This is a genomic window from Microbacterium sp., assembly GCF_026393345.1.
In the GTDB taxonomy this organism is placed as follows: Bacteria; Actinomycetota; Actinomycetes; order Actinomycetales; family Microbacteriaceae; genus Microbacterium.
Window position 1 is genome coordinate 40,167 of the sequence record NZ_JAPLAI010000015.1, and the last position, 21,960, is coordinate 62,126.

The 21,960-nt window shown below is 68.9% G+C and carries 19 protein-coding genes and 1 tRNA gene; 15 read left to right on the forward strand and 5 right to left on the reverse strand.

What is annotated here, in order from left to right; all coding sequences use genetic code 11:
* The 4 genes from NT132_RS02350 to NT132_RS02370 all read left to right on the forward strand — a co-directional run.
* A partial coding sequence (locus tag NT132_RS02350; RefSeq protein WP_297784195.1) for a glutamate synthase-related protein occupies positions 1-2,338 on the forward strand: 2,338 nt, incomplete at its 5' end.
* A complete protein-coding gene (locus NT132_RS02355; RefSeq protein ID WP_297784198.1) occupies positions 2,331-3,797 on the forward strand; it encodes a glutamate synthase subunit beta in 1,467 nt (488 codons plus the stop codon). The genes NT132_RS02350 and NT132_RS02355, both read left to right, overlap by 8 nt.
* 63 nt (positions 3,798-3,860) lie before the next feature.
* Positions 3,861-5,309 carry a pyruvate kinase gene (gene pyk / locus NT132_RS02360; RefSeq protein ID WP_297784201.1) on the forward strand — a complete coding sequence of 483 codons (1,449 nt, stop codon included), beginning with the start codon at positions 3,861-3,863 and terminating at the stop codon, positions 5,307-5,309.
* Between the two features lie 314 nt (positions 5,310-5,623).
* On the forward strand, positions 5,624-6,313 hold the full coding sequence (locus NT132_RS02370; protein ID WP_297784204.1) for a hypothetical protein: 690 nt from the start codon (positions 5,624-5,626) through the stop codon (positions 6,311-6,313).
* 10 nt (positions 6,314-6,323) lie between these two features.
* On the opposite strand, the gene arfB is transcribed toward NT132_RS02370, so the two are convergent.
* Positions 6,324-6,761, reverse strand: coding sequence for an alternative ribosome rescue aminoacyl-tRNA hydrolase ArfB (gene arfB, locus NT132_RS02375; RefSeq protein WP_297784206.1), 438 nt, complete (start codon positions 6,759-6,761; stop codon positions 6,324-6,326).
* Between the two features lie 92 nt (positions 6,762-6,853).
* Here arfB and NT132_RS02380 point away from each other — a divergent pair, with 92 nt between their 5' ends.
* Positions 6,854-7,558, forward strand: coding sequence for a spermidine synthase (locus NT132_RS02380; protein WP_297784209.1), 705 nt, complete (start codon positions 6,854-6,856; stop codon positions 7,556-7,558).
* 28 nt (positions 7,559-7,586) lie between these two features.
* Here the strand turns inward: NT132_RS02380 and NT132_RS02385 are convergent.
* Positions 7,587-7,669 (reverse strand) — tRNA-Leu (locus tag NT132_RS02385).
* Positions 7,670-7,711: 42 nt separating this feature from the next.
* Here NT132_RS02385 and NT132_RS02390 point away from each other — a divergent pair.
* The 3 genes from NT132_RS02390 (at position 7,712) to NT132_RS02400 (ending at position 9,683) form a co-directional block, all read left to right on the forward strand.
* Entirely contained in the window at positions 7,712-7,927 is a 216-nt protein-coding gene (locus NT132_RS02390) for a hypothetical protein (RefSeq protein WP_297784211.1), read from the forward strand.
* A 3-nt stretch (positions 7,928-7,930) separates the two neighbouring features.
* Positions 7,931-8,977: a nitronate monooxygenase gene (locus NT132_RS02395; RefSeq protein ID WP_297784215.1), complete on the forward strand. Its 1,047-nt coding sequence runs from the start codon at positions 7,931-7,933 to the stop codon at positions 8,975-8,977.
* A gap of 88 nt (positions 8,978-9,065) precedes the next feature.
* Positions 9,066-9,683, forward strand: a complete 618-nt coding sequence (locus tag NT132_RS02400; protein WP_297784218.1) for a response regulator — start codon at positions 9,066-9,068, stop codon at positions 9,681-9,683.
* Positions 9,684-9,791: 108 nt separating this feature from the next.
* Here NT132_RS02400 and NT132_RS02405 read toward each other — a convergent pair whose 3' ends face one another.
* Positions 9,792-10,241 (reverse strand): PaaI family thioesterase, encoded by a 450-nt coding sequence (locus tag NT132_RS02405; protein WP_297784221.1) that lies wholly within the window; start codon positions 10,239-10,241, stop codon positions 9,792-9,794.
* Positions 10,242-10,298: 57 nt separating this feature from the next.
* Here NT132_RS02405 and polA point away from each other — a divergent pair, with 57 nt between their 5' ends.
* The 4 genes from polA to NT132_RS02425 all read left to right on the forward strand — a co-directional run bounded on the left by polA (position 10,299) and on the right by NT132_RS02425 (position 16,571).
* Complete coding sequence (gene polA, locus NT132_RS02410; RefSeq protein ID WP_297784256.1) at positions 10,299-12,932, forward strand: DNA polymerase I; 2,634 nt, start codon at positions 10,299-10,301, stop codon at positions 12,930-12,932.
* 32 nt (positions 12,933-12,964) lie between these two features.
* On the forward strand, positions 12,965-14,641 hold the full coding sequence (locus NT132_RS02415) for a DUF885 domain-containing protein (protein ID WP_297784224.1): 1,677 nt from the start codon (positions 12,965-12,967) through the stop codon (positions 14,639-14,641).
* Positions 14,642-14,705: 64 nt separating this feature from the next.
* On the forward strand, positions 14,706-15,743 hold the full coding sequence (locus NT132_RS02420; protein WP_297784227.1) for an LLM class flavin-dependent oxidoreductase: 1,038 nt from the start codon (positions 14,706-14,708) through the stop codon (positions 15,741-15,743).
* Between the two features lie 51 nt (positions 15,744-15,794).
* On the forward strand, positions 15,795-16,571 hold the full coding sequence (locus tag NT132_RS02425; protein ID WP_297784230.1) for an SGNH/GDSL hydrolase family protein: 777 nt from the start codon (positions 15,795-15,797) through the stop codon (positions 16,569-16,571).
* 260 nt (positions 16,572-16,831) lie between these two features.
* Here the strand turns inward: NT132_RS02425 and NT132_RS02430 are convergent, their stop codons facing one another.
* Both NT132_RS02430 and NT132_RS02435 read right to left on the reverse strand, forming a co-directional pair.
* Positions 16,832-19,201: an excinuclease ABC subunit UvrA gene (locus NT132_RS02430; protein WP_297784233.1), complete on the reverse strand. Its 2,370-nt coding sequence runs from the start codon at positions 19,199-19,201 to the stop codon at positions 16,832-16,834.
* Entirely contained in the window at positions 19,198-19,935 is a 738-nt protein-coding gene (locus NT132_RS02435) for a tyrosine-protein phosphatase (RefSeq protein ID WP_297784236.1), read from the reverse strand. The genes NT132_RS02430 and NT132_RS02435 overlap by 4 nt, the downstream gene beginning before the upstream one ends.
* Positions 19,936-20,065: 130 nt before the next feature.
* Between NT132_RS02435 and NT132_RS02440 the strand changes: the two genes are divergently transcribed.
* The 3 genes from NT132_RS02440 to NT132_RS02450 form a co-directional block, all read left to right on the forward strand.
* Positions 20,066-20,635: a DNA starvation/stationary phase protection protein gene (locus NT132_RS02440; RefSeq protein ID WP_297784239.1), complete on the forward strand. Its 570-nt coding sequence runs from the start codon at positions 20,066-20,068 to the stop codon at positions 20,633-20,635.
* A 61-nt stretch (positions 20,636-20,696) separates the two neighbouring features.
* Positions 20,697-21,617: an AEC family transporter gene (locus tag NT132_RS02445; RefSeq protein ID WP_297784242.1), complete on the forward strand. Its 921-nt coding sequence runs from the start codon at positions 20,697-20,699 to the stop codon at positions 21,615-21,617.
* 93 nt (positions 21,618-21,710) lie between these two features.
* Positions 21,711-21,960, forward strand: a 250-nt coding sequence (locus NT132_RS02450) for a DUF308 domain-containing protein (RefSeq protein ID WP_297784245.1), incomplete at its 3' end; no start/stop codon positions are given.

Here is a 21,960-nt window from a genome sequence, read left to right on the forward strand (position 1 = left end):
GGTGTTCGAAGCGGTCGGTCTGTCGCAGGAGTTCGTCGACAAGTACTTCACCGGTACCGAGACGAAGCTCGGCGGCGTGGGCCTCGACGTCATCGCGGCCGAGAACGCCGCACGCCACGCCTTCGCCTACCCGGAGGATGCGGCGGCCCGTGCCCACGAGCGGCTCTGGACGGGCGGTGAATACCAGTGGCGTCGTGACAACACGCCGCACCTCTTCAACCCGGACACGGTCTTCCGACTGCAGCACTCCACCCGCACCCGTCGCTACGACATCTTCCGCGAGTACACGAAGCTCGTCGACGACCAGGCGCAGGAACTGAAGACGCTGCGAGGCCTCTTCCAGCTGCGCACCGATCTGCGCCCGCGGGTGCCGATCGACGAGGTCGAATCGGTGGCCTCCATCGTCAAGCGGTTCTCCACCGGTGCGATGAGCTACGGCTCCATCTCGCAGGAGGCGCACGAGACGCTCGCGATCGCCATGAACCGGATCGGCGGCAAGTCGAACACCGGTGAGGGCGGCGAGGACGTCGAGCGGTTGCTGGACCCGGAGCGCCGCAGCGCCATCAAGCAGGTGGCCTCCGGCCGCTTCGGCGTCACGAGCCTCTACCTCACCGAGGCCGACGACATCCAGATCAAGCTCGCCCAGGGCGCGAAGCCCGGCGAGGGCGGTCAGCTGCCGCCGACCAAGGTGTACCCGTGGGTGGCGCGCACCCGTCACGCGACCGCCGGGGTGGGACTCATCTCACCGCCGCCCCACCACGACATCTATTCGATCGAGGACCTCAAGCAGCTCATCTTCGACCTGAAGCGCGCGAACCCGGACGCCCGGGTCCACGTGAAGCTCGTGAGCCAGTCCGGGATCGGCGCGGTCGCCGCGGGTACCGCCAAGGCGCTGGCCGACGTGATCCTGGTCTCCGGGCACGACGGCGGCACCGGGGCGAGCCCGCTCAACTCGCTCAAGCACGCGGGCACCCCGTGGGAACTCGGCCTCGCCGAGACCCAGCAGACGCTCATGCTCAACGGCATGCGGGACCGCGTCGTGGTGCAGGTCGACGGCCAGCTCAAGACCGGCCGTGACGTCATCATCGGTGCACTGCTCGGTGCCGAGGAGTTCGGTTTCGCGACCGCGCCCCTCGTCGTCTCCGGCTGCATCATGATGCGCGTCTGCCACCTCGACACGTGCCCGGTCGGCGTCGCCACCCAGAACCCGGTGCTCCGTGCCCGGTTCAACGGCAAGCCCGAGTTCGTCGTGAACTTCATGGAGTTCATCGCCCAGGAGGTACGCGAGTACCTCTCCGAGCTCGGTTTCCGGAGCCTCGACGAGGCCATCGGTCACAGCGAGCTGCTCGATGTGAACGGCGCCATCCACCACTGGAAGGCGAGCGGTCTCGACCTCGCACCGGTACTGGAAGGTCCGCGGTTCGCGGACGACGAGCCGCGGCGCCACCTCACCGACCAGAAGCATGAGCTCGACGAGCATTTCGACGTGCAGCTGATCGAGCGGGCACAGGACGTGATCGCACACGGCGGCACCGTCAGTATCGACCTGCCGGTGCGCAACACCGCGCGCGCCGTCGGCACGATGCTCGGGCACCACGTCACCAAGGCGCACGGCGAGAACGGCCTGCCCTCCGGCTCGATCGAGGTCAACCTCACCGGCTCGGCAGGACAGTCCTTCGGGGCGTTCATGCCCGCGGGCATCACACTCCGCCTCGAGGGCGACTCGAACGACTACGTCGGCAAGGGGCTGTCGGGCGGCCAGATCGTGGTCCGGCCGCCCGCCGGTGCCGTCTTCGACGCCTCGCAGAACGTCATTGCCGGCAACGTCATCGGCTACGGGGCCACGCAGGGCACGATGTTCCTGCGCGGCATGGTGGGGGAGCGGTTCCTGGTCCGCAACTCCGGTGCCAGCGCGGTCGTCGAGGGTGTGGGTGACCACGCGCTGGAGTACATGACCGGCGGTCTCGCGGTCATCCTCGGACGCACCGGCCGGAACCTCGGCGCAGGCATGTCCGGTGGCATGGCGTACATCTACCGGCTCGACTCGGCGCAGGTGAACCGCGAGGCGCTGGCCTCCGGGGAACTGGTGCTGGGCGAGCTCGGCTCCGGCGACGCGGAGATGCTCCGCGACCTGCTCTCGCGACATGTCGCGGAGACGGGCTCGACGCTCGCCGCATCCCTTCTCGAGGGGTTCGAGGAGGAAGTGAAGAACTTCGTGCGGGTCATGCCGCGCGACTACGCGGCCGTGCTGCAGACCCGTGAGGATGCGCTGGCCGAAGGTCTGGACCCGGACGGCGACGTCGTTTGGAGCCGGATCTTGGAGGTGACAGGTGGCTGATCCCAAAGGTTTTCTGAAGGTCACCGAGCGGGAGCTTCCGCCGCGGCGACCGGTTCCGGTGCGCATCATGGACTGGAAAGAGGTCTATGAGCCCGGCGACACCGCGGTGCTGCGCCGGCAGGCGGGCCGCTGCATGGACTGCGGCATCCCGTTCTGCCACAAGGGCTGCCCGCTCGGGAACCTCATCCCGGAGTGGAACGACCTGACCTGGCGCGGCGAGGGGCGCTCCGCGATCGAGCGGCTGCACGCGACGAACAACTTCCCGGAGTTCACCGGTCGGCTGTGCCCCGCTCCCTGCGAAAGCTCCTGCGTGCTCGGCATCAACCAGCCCGCCGTGACGATCAAGCAGATCGAGGTCTCGATCATCGACGAGGCGTTCTCGAACGGCTGGGTCGAGCCCGAGCCGCCGGAGCGTCTCACCGGCAAGACGATCGCGGTCGTCGGTTCCGGTCCCGCAGGTCTCGCTGCCGCCCAGCAGCTCACCCGTGCCGGTCATACGGTGGCCGTGTTCGAGCGCGACGACCGCATCGGCGGTCTGCTGCGTTACGGCATCCCGGACTTCAAGATGGAGAAGCGCCACCTGGAGCGGCGCCTTCGTCAGATGCAGGACGAGGGCACCCGGTTCCGCGCCGGTGTTGAGATCGGCACCGACATCACCTGGTCGGAGCTCCGGTCCCGGTACGACGCGGTCGTCATCGCGACCGGCTCCACCGTCCCGCGCGAGCTGTCCATCCCCGGGCGCGACCTCGAAGGCGTGCACGTGGCGATGGAGTACCTCGTGGAGTCCAACAAGGCCAACGCCGGCGATCAGGTGCCGCACCAGATCTCGGCAGAGGGCAAGCATGTCGTCGTCATCGGTGGTGGCGACACCGGCGCCGACTGCATCGGCACCGCGCACCGTCAGGGTGCGCTGAGCGTCACGAACCTCGCCATCGGCAAGCAGCCGCCGGCGAGCCGGACGGACGCGCAGCCCTGGCCGACCATGCCCACCCTCTTCGAGGTGTCCTCCGCCCACGAAGAGGGCGGCGAACGGCACTACCTCGCATCCACCGTCGAGTTCCTCGGCAACGACGCCGGCGAGGTGCGCGCCCTGCGCGTGGCCGAGACGGAGTTCGTCGACGGACGGCGGGTCCCCAAGAGCGGCACCGAGCGGGAGATCCCGGCAGACCTCGTTCTCATCGCGATGGGCTTCACCGGTCCCGACCGCGCCACGCTGGAAGACCAGATCGCGGCGCAGTTCAGCGACCGGGGCAACCTCGAGCGTGACGAGGACTACCAGACCGGCGAGCCGGGCGTGTTCGTCGCCGGCGACGCCGGCCGTGGCCAGTCGCTCATCGTGTGGGCGATCGCGGAGGGTCGCGCGGCGGCCGCGTCGGTCGACCGCTACCTCATGGGCAAGACGGCGCTGCCGTCCCCGGTCGCACCCACCGATGTCGCCATCGGACTGCAGCACGCGTAGGGTGGAGAGGGAACCCCCCATGCCGAGAAATAATCGAACAATTTACCGGAGCACGATAAACGGATGAGACGCGCGAAGATCGTCGCCACCCTCGGCCCGGCAACATCCACCTACGAGATGGTCCGCGCGATCATCGACGCAGGCGTGGACGTTGCCCGCCTCAACCTCAGTCACGGTGACTACTCGGTCCACGACGCGAATTTCGCGAACGTGCGCCGTGCTGCCGATGACGCCAAACGGGCTGTCGCCGTTCTGGTCGACCTGCAGGGCCCGAAGATCCGCCTCGGGCGTTTCACCGACGGCCCGCACGAGCTGGCCGCCGGAGACATCTTCAAGATCACGGTGGAGGACATCCCCGGGACCAAGGAGATCGTCTCGACCACCTTCAAGGGGCTGCCCCAGGACGTGAAGCCCGGGGACTTCCTCCTCATCGACGACGGCAAGGTCCGGGTCGAGGTCATCGACACCGATGGCACCGTGGTGACCACCAAGGTGATCGTCGGCGGCCCGGTGTCGAACAACAAGGGCATCAACCTGCCCGGCGTCGCGGTCAACGTGCCCGCGCTGTCGGAGAAGGATGAGGCCGACCTCCGCTGGGGCCTTCGTGCCGGCGCGGATCTCATCGCGCTCTCGTTCGTCCGCAACGCGGAGGACGTCAACCGCGTGCACGACATCATGGCGGAGGAGGGACGCCGTGTCCCCGTCATCGCCAAGATCGAGAAGCCGCAGGCGGTCGACAATCTCGAGGAGATCATCGACGCCTTCGACGGCATCATGGTCGCCCGTGGCGACCTCGGTGTGGAGCTGCCCCTCGAGGCGGTGCCGATCGTGCAGAAGCGCGCGGTCGAGCTGTGCCGCCGCATGGCCAAGCCCGTCATCGTCGCCACGCAGATGCTCGAGTCGATGATCGAGAACCCGGTGCCGACCCGCGCCGAGACCAGCGACGTAGCCAACGCCGTCCTCGACGGTGCGGATGCGGTCATGCTCTCGGGCGAGACCAGCGTCGGCAAGTACCCGGTCACGGTCGTCGAGACCATGGCGCGGATCGTCGCCTCGACCGAGGACCACGGCCTGGAGCGCATCGCGCCGATGACCGCAAAGCCCCGCACCCAGGGTGGCGCCATCACGCTGGCTGCCATGGAGGTCGCCGACTTCGTCGACGCGAAGTTCGTCTGCATCTTCACCGAGTCCGGTGACACCGCCCGGCGCATGTCGCGGCTGCGTCCCAAGTTCCCCATGGTGGCGTTCGCGCCCGACCCGGCGATCCGTCGCCGGATGGCGGTCACCTGGGGCATCCAGTCGACCATCGTCGAGCACGTCGCGCACACCGACCTGATGTACCTGCAGGTGGACAACTACTTCCTCGACAACGGCCTCGCCGCCGAGGGGGACAAGGTCGTCGTCATCTCCGGGTCTCCTCCCGGGATCATCGGGTCGACCAACGACATCCGCATCCACAAGATCGGCGACGCCGTCAATGGCCGCGCACCGATCTACAAGGCCGGGATGTAATCCCGCCGGACGTGCGAGAAGGGGATGCCGAGAGGCATCCCCTTCCTCGTGTCCGGGGGAGGCCGGGTCAGACCGGCGACGACACCGACGCCGCGACGGGCCGCCATCGCGGGCACCAGCACCGCACGTCCTGCCGCTACCGGCGGAACGCGTCGCCGAATCGGTCCTCGAGATCTCGCTCCTCGTGCGGGCGGATGGCGGAGTTCCATACCAAGGAACCGCACACGGCGTAGCGGAACGACGGCGAGGTCCGACCCCACCCCATCGCTGCACCCTGGCAGCGCGCCGAAGCGCGCCTGAGTATGCTCGCCCCCATGAGCGAAGGAGCCCCGACGGTGGTGACACAGGATGCCGCACGAGCCTGGCGCACGGGCGGCATCCTGCTGATCGCTGCCACCGTGATCAGCCTGACAACACCCGCGGGCCTGCCCTACACCGGTGCCGTCCAGACACTCGCCACCGCCGTGTTCACCGCCTCGATGCTGATCTTCGCGTTCGGGTTCCGCGGCGAGGGGAGCGTCACGGCGCGCCGGCCGCTCGGCACGACGGCGCTGGTGACGCTGGGTGTGTGGGAGCTTCTCGCGCCGTTCGTGGGGAACGCTGTCATCGCAGCGGTTGACCCCCGCCATGTTGCTTCGGTGCCCTGGTACTCCGTCGACATCCTCGCTCGACTCGCCCTCGCGCTCGTGGCGGCGGTGCAGATCGCGCGGGCGCACACGATCCGGCCGCCGTGGAACCGTGCCCCGCTCTGGGCGCTGGCGGCCGTGACGGTGACGTGGGTGGCGACGACGGTGATCGGAATCGCGGCGGCGCAGGCCGGCCCAGTCACGGCAGGCACGAACGGCGAGATGTTCGTCGGTTACGCCGTCGGCAGCGTCGGCTTCGCGGCGGGTTTCCTCGACGGCGCGGTCCGCGCCGGCGCGGCGATCTTCCTCGGAGTCGTTGCCATCGTCCTCGCCGGCGCGCCGGCATCCTCGGAGCGCGCTGCATCCCCGGCCGACTAGCCGCCGTCGATCAATCGCGGGGCGGCCGCCGCAGGCGCTTGGTGTCGGTCCGCTGCTTCTTTGCGGTCAGGCGTCGTTCGGTTGCGCCGCGGGTCGGGCGGGTGCGGCGCCGCGTCGGGGATGGCGGGCGCAGCGCCTCGGCCACCAGGTCCGCCAGGCGAGTGCGCGCCGCGTCCCGGTTGCGTACCTGTGCACGATGCTCGGATGCGGTGACCGTGAGGACCCCGCCAGCGAGGCGTCCCTGCAGCCGGGCCAGGATGCGTTCGCGCTGGTGAGGTGTCAGTGCGGCCGAGCTCGCCGCATCCCACACGAGTTCCACCCGCGAATCCGTGGTGTTGACGCCTTGCCCACCGGGACCGGAGGAGCGGGAGAAGCGCCAGGACAGTTCCGACTCGGGGATCGTGAGTGCCGAGTCGACCCGGAGTCCGGGGCGGTGCGAGGCGGGCATGTGTCCATCATCCTCGCTGGATCGGGGAGGATGGAGCTGCGGCCGGCAATCGTCGAGCGTCTCCACGAACCGTCAGAGAACGAGAGCCCCGCATGATCGCGCACTTCGAAGAGCTCGACTGGCAGAACACCCGGATGGGGGAGCTGACCCTCCGCCGCCGGGCAGACCCGGAGACCGCTGAACTCATCTACGAGGTCAAGCTGAATGACGAGTACCTCATGTCGAGCCTGTTCACGGTGGCCGAAGAGGAACTCGCCCGTCTGGGCCTCGCCGCAGCGAGCGGCACCGACCTCGACGTGCTGGTGGGAGGACTGGGACTCGGCTACACCGCGGTGACCGCACTCGGCGACGCGCGGGTGCGGACGGTGGACGTGATCGATGCCCTCCCCGCGGTGATCGGGTGGCATGAGCGGGAACTGCTGCCGGTATCGGCAACGCTCGTGCGTGACGCGCGAACGAGCCTCATCCACGACGACTTCTTCGCGGTCGCGCGCCGCACCCCGGAAGCCGAGGACACCCGGTACGACGTCATCCTGCTCGATGTCGACCACTCTCCCCGGCACACGCTGGATCCGAGCCACGCCGATCTCTACACCGTTCGCGGCCTGGAATCCCTCGCCGGCCACCTCAGCGACCACGGCGTCTTCGCACTGTGGTCCGACGACGCGCCCGACGCGGAGTTCCTCGGAACGCTCTCGGCGGTCTTCGACGACAGCGTGGCGCACGTCGTCGAGTTCGCGAATCGCCTTACCGGGGGCACCTCGTCGAACACCGTGTACGTGGCACGGCGGCGCTAGGCGCCGCAACGCCGCTCACGAAGGATTGTGCCGGCGGTGGGAGTCGAACCCACACGCCCTTTCGGGCAACCGAGTTTGAGTCGGTCGCGTCTGCCATTCCGCCACGCCGGCATGTGCGCTTCGTGCACGCACCGGAACGACGATACCGCAGCGATGTCCGCGATCACCGCCATCCGTGCGCCCTTCGCCGTGCTTGGCGTGGCCATCGCCGATCGTCACAATGTCGGCATGGACGTTCCGCGCGACGACGAGGATGACAGGGTGGGAGACGCCGCATGCTGGCTCGCCGCGGTGTGCACCGAGTGCGGCGCGTTCGTGGCGGACGAGGTGTGCGCGAACTGCGGCGCGACCCGAGCGGAGAGGTTCTGAGGAATGGCGAATGCGCTGACCGAGCTGCTGGGCATCCGGCACCCGATTTTGCTCGGTCCGTTCGGCGGGCTGTCATCGGTGGACCTTGTCGCGGCCGTGAGCGAGGCGGACGGGCTCGGCTCCTATGGTCTGTACGGCTACGACGCGCCGCGGATCACCGAGACCGCGGAAGCGATCCGTGCGGCGACCCGCCGCCCGTTCGCGCTGAACCTGTGGCTGCCGCTGGAATGGGCGGAACCCCCGGGCGCGGACGTCGCCGCGGCGGCTGCGGCACTGCGGCCCCTCTTCGCCGAGGTCGGAGTCACGCCACCGGAGACGTTGCCCTCGCGATATCTGCCGGATGCCGCAGAACAGTGGGCGGCCGTGATGGAGGCGAGACCCGCCGCCGTCAGCGTCGTGTACGGCGTGCCCTCTGCGGCGATGGTCGCGCACGCCCGCGAGCGGGAGATCGCGGTCCTCGGCACCGCCACGACGGTCGCGGAGGCCGTAGCACTCGAGGCCGCAGGCGTCGACGCGATCGTTGCGACCGGGTTCGAAGCGGCGGGGCACCGGGTGTCCTTCCTCCGCGCGCCCGAAGACTCGCTGGTGGGGACGTTTGCGCTGGTCCCGCAGGTCGCGGATGCGGTGCGCATCCCCGTGATCGCGGCCGGGGGCATTGCGGACCGCCGCGGTGTCGCGGCCGCCTTCGCTCTCGGCGCGTCGGGCGTGCAGGTCGGGACCGCGTTTCTTCGGACCCGGCAGTCGGCCGCATCCGATGCCCACCGGCGCGCGATGGGAACGGTGACAGCAGACGGCACGGTCCTCACCCGAGCGATGAGCGGGCGCCTGGCCCGCGGTGTGCCGAACCGTGCGATCCGGACGATCGAGGCCTCCGGGGTGATCGCTCCCTTCCCGGCACAGAACCATCTGACCGGACTGTTCCGCGCCGAGGCCGGCCGCCGGAACCTCGGCGACCTGCAGTCGCTCTGGGCGGGTCAGGCGGCGCCCCTGGCGACACGCGACGACGCACGGGACGTCTTCGTGGAGCTTCTCGCCGGGGTGCCGGGCTGAGCCCGGCTCCTGCATCCGTCCACCAGGTTCCCGCCTTCTGGTGGGAAGGCTCCCACGGGCATCCCTCGCGGTGCCGTAGGATTCAAAGGTGACTGAGCAAGAGGAAACCGCGAAATCCGCTCCCGCCCCGCGACGTGTCGTCGTGGCCGAGGACGAGTCGCTCATCCGACTCGACATCGTCGAGATTCTCCGCGACAACGGATACGACGTCGTCGGCGAAGCGGGTGACGGCGAGACGGCGGTGGCCCTCGCGACCGAGCTGCGTCCCGACCTCGTCATCATGGACGTGAAGATGCCGCAGCTCGACGGCATCTCTGCCGCCGAGAAGCTCAGCAAGGCGCACATCGCGCCGGTCGTCCTCCTCACCGCGTTCAGCCAGAAGGAACTCGTGGAGCGCGCCAGCGAGGCCGGCGCCCTGGCGTACGTCGTCAAGCCCTTCACCCCGAATGACCTGCTGCCCGCGATCGAGATCGCACTCGCCCGCTACGAGCAGATCATCACGCTCGAAGCCGAGGTGGCGGATATGGTCGAGCGCTTCGAGACCCGCAAGCTCGTCGACCGCGCCAAGGGCCTCCTCAACGAGAAGATGGGCCTCACCGAGCCCGAAGCGTTCCGCTGGATCCAGAAGGCGTCCATGGACCGCCGCCTGACCATGCAGGATGTGGCCAAGGCCATCATCGAGCAGCTGGCCCCCAAGAAGGCCTGACGCTCCCTTTCACGTTCGCTGTCCGCGAGACAGCTTCTGGGCCCCGAGACCCTGGGTAAATCCCACGGTCTCGGGGCCCAGTTCCCGTTTCGCGGTCAGAACATGCGGTCAGGATGCGGGGGAGGCGTCCTTGATGAGGTTCGTGATCCGGATCGTGGACAGCCGGTTGCCGTCATCGTCCCGGCAGACGATCTCGTGCACGGTGAGGGAGCGGCCGAGGTGGAGCGGCACACAGGTGCCGGTGACCCACCCGGACCGTGCGGAACGGGTGTGCGTGGCGTTGATGTCGACGCCGACGGCCAGACGCTCAGTACCGTTCGAGGTCAGCCGCGCGTGGTAGTTCGCGTGCATCGAACCGAGGCTCTCGGCGAGGACCACGTAGGCGCCGCCATGCACGAGACCGACCGGCTGCGTGTTGCCTTCGACCGGCATCCGCGCGACCGCGCGCTCAGGGCTGAACTCGACCCATTCGAAGCCCATCTTCTCGGCCAGCGCACCCGCGCCTCGCTCCTGCAGCCAGGCGATCCCATCGATGGCGGACGGCTCGGCAGCGGGCATGGGACTCCTTCAGGATCGAGCGATTCAGGTGTCGGCGGCCGCGTCTAGGCTGTCATGGTGACCGACTCCTCGAAGCCTACCCTTCTGGTCGTCGACGGCCATTCGCTCGCTTTCCGGGCGTTCTACGCCCTTCCCGTCGACAACTTCACCACCAAGGACGGGCAGCACACCAACGGTGTGTACGGCTTCCTGTCGATGTTCGTGAACCTGTTGAAGGCCGAGAAGCCCAGCCACGTCGCCGTCGCCTTCGACACCTCGCGCGTCTCCTTCCGCACGCGCGAGTACGCGGAGTACAAGGCGACTCGCAGCGAGACGCCGCCGGAGTTCTCCGGGCAGATCCCGCTCCTGCAGGAGTGCCTGCGCGCGATGGGTGTCACCGTGTTGCAGAAGGAGGACTTCGAGGCCGATGACATCCTCGCGACCCTCTCCACGCAGGGCGCAGCGGAGGGGTTCCGCGTCCTCGTGTGCTCGGGCGACCGCGACACCATCCAGCTCGTCAACGACGAGGTGACCCTCCTCTACCCGAACGTGCAGGGCGTCTCGCAGCTCAAGCGCTACGACCCGCAGACGGTCATGGAGCGCTACGGCGTTCCGCCCGAGCAGTACCCCGAGATCGCCGCCCTCGTGGGGGAGACGAGCGACAACCTGCCCGGCGTCCCCAAGGTGGGCGAGAAGACCGCCGTGAAGTGGCTCACCCAGTTCGGGTCCCTGGACGAGGTCCTCGCCCGCGCCGACGAGATCAAGGGTGTCGTGGGCGGCAACCTCCGCGAGCACCTCGACGACGTCCGCCGCAACCGTCGACTCAACCGGCTGCTCACCGACGTCGAGCTGCCGGTGAAACCCGCAGACCTGATCCTCGCGCCCCTCGACGCGCAGGCCGTCCGCGACGTGTTCGCCCGGCTCGAGTTCCGGACGCTGCTGCCGCGCGTGTTCGAGGCCACGGGTGCCGCCGACACATCCACCGAGCCCGTGCCCGAGGCGCATGCGCCGACCGCCGCCGAACTCGACGCTGCGGCACTGGCCGCATGGGTGGCTGCCGCCGACGACGAGATCGGTGTCACGCTCCTCACCCAGGGCGGGCTGCCCTCGCGCATCGGGCTCGCGCAGCACGACGCTGCAGTCGAAGCCGACTGGACGGATGTGGTCGCCGACGCGCTCCGCGACTGGCTCGCGTCCGACGCCGCCAAGGTGTTCCACGACGCCAAGCCGCAGACCAAGGCCCTCCGTCGCGCCGGGCTGACGCTCGGTGGGGTGGTCATGGACACCCTGCTCGCCGGCTGGCTGGTGCGCCCGAGCTTCCCGGACAAAACCCTCGCGAACCTCGTTGAGCGCTACCTCGGTGAGAAGCTCCCCGAAGCCGACCCCAACCAGCTCGTCCCCGAGAACGACGGCGCCACCCCCGGGCAGCTGGCCTGGTTCACCCGGCGGCTGGGCGCTGCTATCGCGGAAGAGCTGCCCGCGCAGGTGTCTCGCGTCCTCGCCGACGTCGAGCTGCCGAGCATCCGCGCCCTCGGCGACATGGAGCTGGCCGGCGTCGCGGTGTCACACGAGAAGCTCTCCACGTTCTCCGCCGAGCTCGCGACCCGGGCCGACGCAATCGCGCAGGACGCCTATGCCGCGATCGGCCGAGAGGTGAACCTCGGGTCGCCCAAGCAGCTGCAGGAGGTGCTGTTCGAGCACCTCCAGCTGCCGAAGACGCGGAAAACCAAGACCGGCTACAGCACGGATGCCGCCGTCCTCGTGGAGCTGCAGGAGAAGGCGCCGCATCCCTTCCTCGACCTCCTGCTGCAGCACCGCGAGGCCACGAAACTCCGGCAGATCATCGAGTCGCTCGACAGCGCCATCGGCGCCGACGACCGCATCCACACCACCTACCTGCAGACCGGCTCGCAGACCGGGCGGCTCTCGAGCACCGACCCCAACCTGCAGAACATCCCCATCCGTACCGAGGAGAGTCGCCGCATCCGTGCCGCGTTCGAGGTCGGCGAGGGCTACGAGACACTCCTGACGGCCGACTACTCGCAGATCGAGATGCGCATCATGGCGCACCTGTCGGAGGATCCGGGACTCATCGAGGCGTTCAACGCCGGCGAGGACCTGCACCGCTTCGTCGGTTCGCGGGTGTTCGGGGTGGAACCGGTGGAGGTCACCCCTGCCATGCGCACCAAGGTCAAGGCGATGTCGTACGGTCTCGTCTACGGCCTCTCCGCGTTCGGGCTCTCCAAGCAGCTGCGCATCGAGCAGTCCGAGGCCAAGCAGCTCATGATGGAGTACTTCGCCCGGTTCGGCGCGGTCCGTGACTATCTCCGCTCGTCGGTGGAGCAGGCGCGCATCGACGGGTACACCGAGACCATCTTCGGTCGCCGTCGGCCGTTCCCCGACCTGACGAGCCCTAACCGGGTGCTCCGCGAGAATGCCGAACGCGCCGCCTTGAATGCCCCCATCCAGGGCAGCGCCGCCGACATCATGAAGCTCGCGCTCGTGCACATCCATGACGAGCTCACCGCCGCCGGCCTCCGGTCGCGTGTGCTGCTGCAGATCCACGACGAGCTCGTGGTCGAGGTTGCCACGGGGGAGTGGGACGCCGTGGAGGCGATCGTCCGCGCACGGATGGCGGATGCCGCCGAACTCACGGTGCCCCTCGACGTGCAGATCGGCCGCGGGCTCAACTGGGACGAAGCCGCGCACTGACCCGGCCGACCCGTGCCGCGTAGGCTCGGAGGATGACTGACGCGCAGCTGCGGATTCCGTCCGCCATCGATGCCATCGCCGAGGCCTGGGTCGACACCTCGGCCGAGCTGGAGCCGACACTGGCGACCTACATCGGCCGGTCCGAGCACAACGGCCGATTCGGTGACTACTCCCCGGAAGGTGCCGACCAGGTCGCACAGGCCGTTCGGCGCACACTGACCGACCTGGAGCAGGCGACACCCGTCGACGACGTCGACGTCGTGACGCAGACAGATCTCCGTCGCGAGCTGCAGCTCCAACTCGAGCTCCACGAGGCGGGTGCGCACCTCAGCGACCTCAACGTCATCGACTCGCCCACGCAGAACATCCGCTCCGTCTTCGACCTCATGCCGACCGACACCGTCGACGACTGGGCGACCATCACCGAGCGGCTCGGGGCGCTGCCCGACGCCGTGGCCGGCTACATGCAGACCCTCCGCACCGGGATCGACCGTGGCGCGGTGCCCGCGCGCCGTCAGGTGGTCGAGGTGATCGGCCAGATCGCGCGCTACACCGCCGACGACGGGTTCTTCGCCGCATTCGCCGCCGAGGCGGCCCCCGCGGACGGCTCACTTCCCGCATCGCTCGCCCGGGAGCTCTCCGACCGCGCCGGCGCCGCACGCGTCGCGTATGACGAGCTTGCCGCGTTCCTCAGCACCGAACTCGCCCCCGCGGCGACGGAGAAGGACGGGGTAGGCCGCGACCTTTACGCGCTGCACTCCCGTCGCTTCCTCGGCGCCACCGTCGATCTCGATGAGACCTACGAGTGGGGCGTGGAAGAACTCGCGCGGATGGTCGCCGAGCAGGAGCACATCGCCGACCGCATCATCCCGGGTGCGAGCGTCGAAGAAGCCGTGGCGTTCCTTGAGTCAGACCCGGCCATGAAGCTCCACGGCACCGAGGCGCTGCAGCGATGGATGCAGGAGACCAGCGACCGTGCCGTCGCCGAACTCGGGCGCACCCACTTCGACATCCCCGAGCCGGTGCGTCGGCTGGAGTGCCTCATCGCTCCGACCAACGAGGGCGGCATCTACTACACCGGACCGACGGACGATTTCTCCCGCCCCGGCAGGATGTGGTGGTCGGTGCCCGAGGGCGTGACCGAGTTCGACACCTGGCGTGAGCTGACCACCGTGTACCACGAGGGCGTTCCCGGTCACCATCTGCAGATCGGGCAGGCGGTCCACAACCGTGCCCAGTTGAATTCCTGGCGGCGACTGCTCGCCGGTACGTCGGGGCACGCCGAGGGCTGGGCGCTGTACGCTGAACGACTCATGGAGCAGCTCGGGTACCTCGACGCTCCCGCCGACCGCCTCGGGATGCTCGATGGACAGCGGATGCGGGCGGCGCGCGTCGTGCTCGACATCGGCGTGCACCTCGGCAAGCCGCGGCTCGACGGTGAGGGGGAGTGGGATGCGGACTATGCCCTCGCGTTCATGCGCCGGAACGTCAACATGCCGGACGAGTTCATCCGCTTCGAGGTCAACCGCTATCTCGGCTGGCCCGGACAGGCGCCGTCCTACAAGGTGGGCCAGCGCATCTGGGAGCAGATCCGCGACGACGTCCGCGAGGCCGAGGGCGACGCGTTCTCGATGAAGGCGTTCCACCGTCGCGCGCTGGATCTCGGCGGGGTGGGGCTCGACACCCTGCGCGCCGCCCTCACGCCCTGAGCACACCGGGGAATGCCGGGGGAGGGGCGCCGGTTACATGCGTGTGAATCAAAGGGAGACGCTCATGGCGAACGCAGTGGAGTTCGGACTCGACACTTTCGGTGACGTGACCGCGGACGAGGACGGTGTGCTGCTGAGCGAGGCGCAGACCATCCGCAACGTGGTCGCGCAGGCGGAGCTGGCGGATGAGCTGGGTCTCTCGTTCTTCGGCGTGGGGGAGCATCATCGGCGCGAGTTCGCGGTGTCGAGCCCCGAGATCGTGCTGGCGGCCGCCGCGGCCCGCACCTCACGTATCCATCTCGGTACCGCCGTGACGGTGTTGTCCTCTGACGACCCGGTGCGCCTGTACGAGCGGTTCGCCACGCTGGATGCCGTCTCGCAGGGCCGAGCGGAGGTCATCCTCGGCCGAGGGTCGTTCATCGAGTCGTTCCCGCTGTTCGGCTTCGACCTGGCCGACTACGAGACGCTGTTCGAGGAGAAGCTGGAGCTGTTCAGCATCCTCCGCGACGAGAAGCCGGTGACCTGGTCCGGCCGCACCCGTTCGGCGCTGACGCGCGCGGACGTGTTCCCGAAGACCGAGCACGGCATCCGCGCCTGGGTGGGCGTTGGCGGCTCGCCGGAGTCCGTCGTTCGCACCGCGCGTTACGGCTATGGCCTGATGCTCGCGATCATCGGGGGACCCGCGGCCGGGTTCCGTCCCTACGTCGACCTCTTCCACCGGAGCCTCGCCGAGTTCGGCCGCGAGCCGCTGCCGGTCGGCGTGCACTCGCCCGGACACGTCGCGGACACGGACGAGCAGGCGTGGGAGGAGCTGTACCCGGCAATGGAGGTCAACCGCAACGCGATCGGCGCCGAGCGCGGGTGGCCGCCCTACAGCCGGATGCAGTTCCAGCGGGATGTCGGTCCGCAGGGCGCGGTGTACGCCGGATCACCGGAGACCGTCGCGCGGAAGATCGCCGAGACCGTGCGCCTCCTCGGCCTCGACCGCTTCGACCTGAAGTTCTCCAACGGCACGCTCTCGCACGAGCGGATGATGCGGTCGATCGAGCTCTACGCCACGGAGGTCGTGCCTCGGGTGCGCACGCTCCTCGCCGCCGAGTAGCACACAGCGTCCGCGCAGGGCGGTCGACGCACCCGGTCATAGGGTGGGGGAGTGACCGCAACCCCCCGCATCCGTTACGTCGCCATCGGCGATTCCTTCACCGAGGGTATCGGGGACGAACTGCCCGACGGCACGATCCGCGGCTGGGCCGATATCACCGCGCAGGGCTGGGCGGATGCGCTGGCGGAACCGATCGCGTATGCGAATCTGTCCGTCCGCGGCAAGCTCGTCTGGCCGATCGTGAACGAGCAGCTGGATGCGGCGCTCGCCATGAACCCGACGCACCTGTCGTTCAACGGCGGCGGGAACGACGTCATCCGGCCCCGCACCACCATCACGAACATCGTCGACGCCTTCTCGACCGTGGTGGAGCGGTGCGACGCCGCCGGGGTGCAGCTCATCGTGCTCTCGGGTGCGAACCCGTCTGCCGGTCTGCCGTTGACGCGTCTTATCCAGCGCCGCGGCGACGAGCTCTCCGACGCGGTGATCGCGCGTCTCGCCGATCGGCCCGACATCGTGCGCGCCATGAACTGGCCGGACCGCGAACTCGCGAGCTCCGCGTACTGGGCGCCGGACCGGTTGCACATGAACGCGCGCGGTCACCACCGGGTCGCGGCGCGCGTTCTTGAGGCGCTCGGCGTCGAGGCGCCGGCCGAATGGTGGTCGCTGCCCGCGCACACGGCACCCGCCCACCTCGGCGGATTGTCGTACTACCGCACGCACGTCGGCCCCTGGGTGAAGCGGCGCCTCACCGGGCGGTCGTCCGGTGACGGCCGCACCGCGAAGTACCCCGACTGGCTGGAGCTCCTTCCCGCCACCCGCGCCTAGCAGGCGGGGCCGCACGGTTCATCCGTCGCGAATGCGACATGTCCGCCGCGCGCACGGTGTTTTTGCGACGGATGAAGCGTTAGTGGGCGCGGCACGGTAGGCCCCGAGAAACGATGCGGCGAGCATGTCGCCGCCGTCGAGATAGCCGGGACCGGTGTGGTGCAGGGAGGGCGGGACACCGGGGCGAGGAACGGTGTGCGGACGCAAAGTGACATAATGTGCATTATCGGCTAATGCCGGTGAGGACCCGGGAGGCGTGCTTAGGCGCCGAAGTAACGCGCAAGATGTTCGCCGGTAAGCGTGCGGCGTGCCGCGACGAGTTCAGCGGGCGTTCCCTCGAACACCACGGTCCCGCCGTCGTGCCCGGCGCCCGGGCCGACATCGATGATCCAGTCCGCGTGCGCCATGACGGCCTGATGATGCTCGATCACGATGACCGACATCCCGCCGTCGACGAGTCGGTCAAGCAGCGCCAGCAGATGCTCGACGTCTGCCAGGTGGAGCCCTGTCGTCGGCTCATCCAGGATGTAGACGCCGCCGGAGCTCCCCATATGCGTGGCCAGTTTCAAGCGCTGCCGCTCCCCGCCGGACAAGGTCGTCAGCTGTTGACCAATAGTCAAGTAGCCGAGACCGACGTCTTCGAGGCGCTGCAAGACGACGGTCGCCGCCGGCAGCGAGACCTGGGCGAAGAACTCCCGCGCCTGAGTGACCGACATCGCGAGCACCTCGCCGATGTCGCGCCCCGCCAGGCGGTACTCCAGCACCGAGGAGTCGAACCGCCTCCCCTCACAGACCTCGCAGACGGTCGCGACCCCACTCATCATCCCGAGGTCGCTGTAGATCACGCCGGCGCCGTTGCAGGCTGGGCACGCCCCGGCCGAGTTCGCGCAGAAGAGGGCGGATTTGACCCCGTTCTCCTTGGCGAAGGCCTTGCGGATGGGCTCGAGTAAGCCGGTGTACGTGGCCGGATTGCTGCGCCGGGAGCCGCGGATTGGCGCCTGGTCGACCGTCACGACGCCGATGTCGGCGGGGATGGAGCCGTGCACCAGCGAACTCTTCCCCGACCCGGCGACCCCGGTGATAGCCGTCAGCACACCGAGCGGGATGTCGACATCGACCGCCCGCAGGTTGTTCCGGGTGGCGCCCCGCACCTCGATCACCCCGGTCCGCGTGCGCACCTCGGGCTTGAGTGGCGTGCGGTCGGCGAGATGGCGGCCGGTGAGCGTACCGCTCGCCCGCAGTTCGTCGACGCCGCCGGCGAAGCACACCGTGCCGCCCGCGGTCCCCGCCCCGGGACCGAGATCCACGATGTGGTCGGCGATCGCGATCGTCTCCGGCTTGTGCTCGACGACGAGCACGGTGTTCCCGTTGTCCCGCAGCTGTCGCAGCAGCACGTTCATCCGTTCGATGTCGTGAGGATGCAGTCCCGCCGTGGGCTCGTCGAAAACGTACGTGACATCGGTGAGCGCCGACCCGAGGTGGCGGATCATCTTCGTCCGCTGCGCCTCTCCCCCGGACAAGGTGCCGGCCGGACGCTCCAGCGAAAGGTACCCCAGCCCGATCTCGACGAAGGAGTCGAGCGTCTGCGACAGCTTGTCCCGGAGGGGGGCGACCGAGGGCTCGTCGAGCTCACGTACCCACTCCGCCAGATCGCTGATCTGCATCGCACAGGCCTCGGCGATGTTGATCCCTCGGATGCGGGATGAGCGTGCGGCGGCACTCAGCCGCGTCCCGTCGCACTCCGGGCAGGTCGTGTAGGTCACGGCGCGGTCGACGAACGCGCGGATGTGCGGCTGCATCGCCTCGCGATCCTTGCTGAGGAACGACTTGTGCAGCTTCGGCAGGAGCCCCTCGTACGTCATGTTGATCCCCGCGACCCGGAGCTTCGTGGGGGCACGGTGGAGGAGGTCGTCGAGTTCCTTCGCCGTGAACTGGCCGATCGGCTTGTCCGGGTCGAAGAAGCCGGACTCGGAGTAGATGCGGACGGCCCAGCCGTCCGCGGTGTAGCCGGGGATCGTGAGCGCACCCTGGTTCAGGGACAGAGACGCGTCGTACACCTGCGTGAGATCGAGGTCGGTGACGTTCCCCATCCCCTCGCAACGCGGGCACATGCCGCCGAGAACCTCGAAGGTGGCCTTCGTCGCTTTCGGGGCTCCCGCCTTCTCCACCGTGATCGCCCCGCTGCCGTGCGCGGACGCGACATTGAACGAGAAGGCCTGCGGCGAACCGATGTGCGGTTCCCCCAGTCGGCTGAAGAGGATCCGGAGCATGGCGTTCGCGTCGGTCGCCGTGCCGACCGTCGACCGGGCGTTCGCCCCCATGCGCTCCTGGTCGACGAGGATCGCCGTGGTGAGGCCCTCCAGCACGTCGACGTCGGGGCGCCCGAGCGAGGGCATGAACCCCTGCACGAAAGCGCTGTACGTCTCGTTGATCATCCGCTGGGATTCCGCGGCGATCGTGCCAAAGACGAGCGAGCTCTTCCCCGAGCCGGACACCCCCGTGAACACGGTCAGTCGGCGTTTGGGAATGTCGACGTCGACGTCCTGCAGGTTGTTCTCGCGCGCGCCGCGCACCCGGATCAGGTCATGCGTGTCGGCCGGATGCGTGTCGACCTGACCATTCCCGCTCACGCGGTTCTCCCCTCCAGCTCCCGCTGCAGTCGTGCGACCACATCGTCGTTCACACCGACCCGTTCCAGGTAGGCAGCCACTCCCCCATACTCCTGCTCGATCCACCGCAGCGTGTCGCGGAGCGCCGCCTCCGGGGAGCCGGACAGCATCTCCCGCAGGTCATCGGTCACGTTGACGCGGAACCAGCGTGCCTTCCGCAGCATCCGTTCGGTCCACTCCCCCGCCAGGTTGTCTGCGCTGGACGCGAAATCCGCCACCGCATCATCCTCCGGCACCCCCAGCGCGAGCAGGATCAAGGCGGTCACGAGCCCGGTGCGGTCCTTGCCCGCGGTGCAGTGCACGACGACGGGGCCATCCGCATCCGCGACTGCACGGATGGCCGTGCCGATCTGACGGCCGTGGTCGGTCAGCACGGTCCGATACACCGAACGGAGGGTCAACGTGGCAGGGTCGAGCCTCTGCCCCGCACCGAGGATGGGGATGCTGACGTACTCGGCTCCGACGCCCCGTAGGCGATCGCGGCCGCCGAGGCGCCGGTCGAACGGTGAGCGCAGGTCGATGACGCGGACGATGCCCAGCCCGCGCAACGTCGCACGCCCCGCGGGGGTCAGCCGGTGGAGCGCGTCGGAACGGTACAGCCGACCGGGCCGCAGCAGCCCGGGAGCGGCCTCCCGGAAGTTATACGTGCCCTCGACCGGCAACCGGGTCGAGCGTCGGGCGGGCGGGGTGGTCACACCTGCACCCTAACGGCGTCACGGGCGCGCCAGGCACATACCTAGCACCTCGCCCCGAACCCGGCAATCCCGGACCGCCCGGCATCCGGCGTTCCTAACGTGGACAACGTCCGCTGAGCGAAGGAGCACCATGCCTACGAAGAACACCACGGCCAGCACCACCGCCACGAAGAACCGTCGTCGTCCCGCGCGCGGCGGCGAGGGGGCCGGCCTCACCAAGGAACAGAACGCGGAGCGCGGTTTCGCCGCGACCCAGCAGCTGAGCGACAACCTCCAGCGCGTGCTCGTCGACCTCATCGAGCTGTCCTTGCAGGGCAAGCAGGCGCACTGGAACGTCGTCGGCACGAACTTCCGCGACACGCATCTCCAGCTCGACGAGATCATCGAGTCCGCGCGCGAGTTCGCCGACACCGTCGCCGAGCGGATGCGGTCACTGCACGCCCTGCCCGACGGGCGCAGCGACGTGGTCGCAGAGACGACGACGCTGCCCGAGTTCCCGCAGGGAGAGATCGCCACGACCGAGGTCGTGGACCTCATGACCGAGCGCCTGGATGCGGTCTCCGGAACGTGCCGCGAGGTGCACGACGACGTCGACGACGAGGATCCCACGAGCGCCGACATCCTGCACGCCGTGCTGGAGCGCCTGGAGCAGCTCTCCTGGATGGTGAGTGCGGAGAACCGCACGCCGCGCAAGAGCTGAACACCTCCGCTCCGGGTGGGGTCCGTCCGACGGGCCCCACCCGGGCACCTAGGCTGGCGGGATGCTGAACGCCCTCACTGGATTCGTCGTGGTGGGTGTCGCGATCCTCCTCGGGTACATTCTTGGCCGCACGGGACTCCTGGGAGAGCACGGCCGTTTCGTCCTCAGCCGCCTGACCTTCTACGTCCTCTCCCCCTTCCTGCTCTTCGTCGTCCTCGCGCAGGCCGACGTCCACACTCTCTTCTCCGCCCTCCTGCCGGTCTCCGCCATCGCCGCGGTCGTCGTGATCGGTGCCCAGGCGACGCTGTCGCGACTGGTGTGGCGCCGCAGCACGGCCGAGACCGTCGTGGCGGCGCTCTCCGCCGGCCAGGTCAACTCGAACAACATCGGCATCCCGCTGTCGCTGTACCTCCTCGGCAGCGCCGCCTATCCCGCGCCGGTGATCCTCATGCAACTCGTGCTCTTCACCCCGATCACGCTCGCGATCCTCGATGCTGCGACATCCGGTACCCGCTCCTTCGGCCGCATCCTCGGCCGCACCGCCCGGAATCCGGTGGTGATCGGTTCCTTCGCCGGCGCGATCGTGTCCCTGTCCGGGGTGACGCTGCCCGACATCGTCATCGCCCCGGCAGAACTCATCGCGAACGCGTGTGTGCCGGTCCTGCTCATCGGGTACGGCATGTCGCTGCACGGCCAGCGCGTGCTCGGCGCCGTCGGTCACCGCGCCGAGGTGCTGGTCGCCAGCGCCCTGAAGCTGCTCGTCATGCCTGTGCTCGCCTGGGCCGTCGGCACCTACCTGTTCGCCATGCCTCCGCACGATGTGCTGGTGGTCGTGGTCCTCGCGGCCCTTCCGACCGCGCAGAACGTCTTCAACTACGCACAGCGCTACGACGTCGGCGAGACCGTCGCGCGCGACACCATCCTGCTGACCACCGTCGGGTGCGTCCCGGTGCTGCTCGGCGCCGTGCTCCTGTTGCGCTGAACCAGGGTCGGGCGGGTGATTCCCCCACGGAGCGGGACCGGAGCGCTATCCTGTGGCTGACCGTTCCCAGCATTCTCTCAGGAGGACCGTTCCATGTCCGCAACCGCTGCCGACGCCAAGCGCGTCGTCAACACCATCCGTATCGCGCTCGGGATCGGCGGTCTCGTCGCCCTGATCATGGGCATCCTGATCCTCGTCTGGCCGCTGAAGACCGCCGCCATCGTGACCGCGATGATTGCGATCTACGCCATCGCTACGGGCCTGGTCTACAGCGGCCTGGCGATCTTCTCGAAGTCGCTTCGCGGGTGGGCGCGCGTGGGGCACGCCGCCCTCGGCGTCCTGT

Excerpts from the sequence above, each read along its gene's own strand:
- pyk (WP_297784201.1), top strand. The coding sequence starts at position 3,861 with ATGAGACGCGCGAAGATCGTCGCCACCCTCGGCCCGGCAACATCCACC.
- NT132_RS02370 (WP_297784204.1), top strand. The coding sequence starts at position 5,624 with ATGAGCGAAGGAGCCCCGACGGTGGTGACACAGGATGCCGCACGAGCC.
- arfB (WP_297784206.1), bottom strand. The coding sequence starts at position 6,761 with ATGCCCGCCTCGCACCGCCCCGGACTCCGGGTCGACTCGGCACTCACG.
- NT132_RS02380 (WP_297784209.1), top strand. The coding sequence starts at position 6,854 with ATGATCGCGCACTTCGAAGAGCTCGACTGGCAGAACACCCGGATGGGG.
- NT132_RS02390 (WP_297784211.1), top strand. The coding sequence starts at position 7,712 with ATGTCCGCGATCACCGCCATCCGTGCGCCCTTCGCCGTGCTTGGCGTG.
- NT132_RS02395 (WP_297784215.1), top strand. The coding sequence starts at position 7,931 with ATGGCGAATGCGCTGACCGAGCTGCTGGGCATCCGGCACCCGATTTTG.
- NT132_RS02405 (WP_297784221.1), bottom strand. The coding sequence starts at position 10,241 with ATGCCCGCTGCCGAGCCGTCCGCCATCGATGGGATCGCCTGGCTGCAG.
- NT132_RS02415 (WP_297784224.1), top strand. The coding sequence starts at position 12,965 with ATGACTGACGCGCAGCTGCGGATTCCGTCCGCCATCGATGCCATCGCC.
- NT132_RS02420 (WP_297784227.1), top strand. The coding sequence starts at position 14,706 with ATGGCGAACGCAGTGGAGTTCGGACTCGACACTTTCGGTGACGTGACC.
- NT132_RS02440 (WP_297784239.1), top strand. The coding sequence starts at position 20,066 with ATGCCTACGAAGAACACCACGGCCAGCACCACCGCCACGAAGAACCGT.
- NT132_RS02445 (WP_297784242.1), top strand. The coding sequence starts at position 20,697 with ATGCTGAACGCCCTCACTGGATTCGTCGTGGTGGGTGTCGCGATCCTC.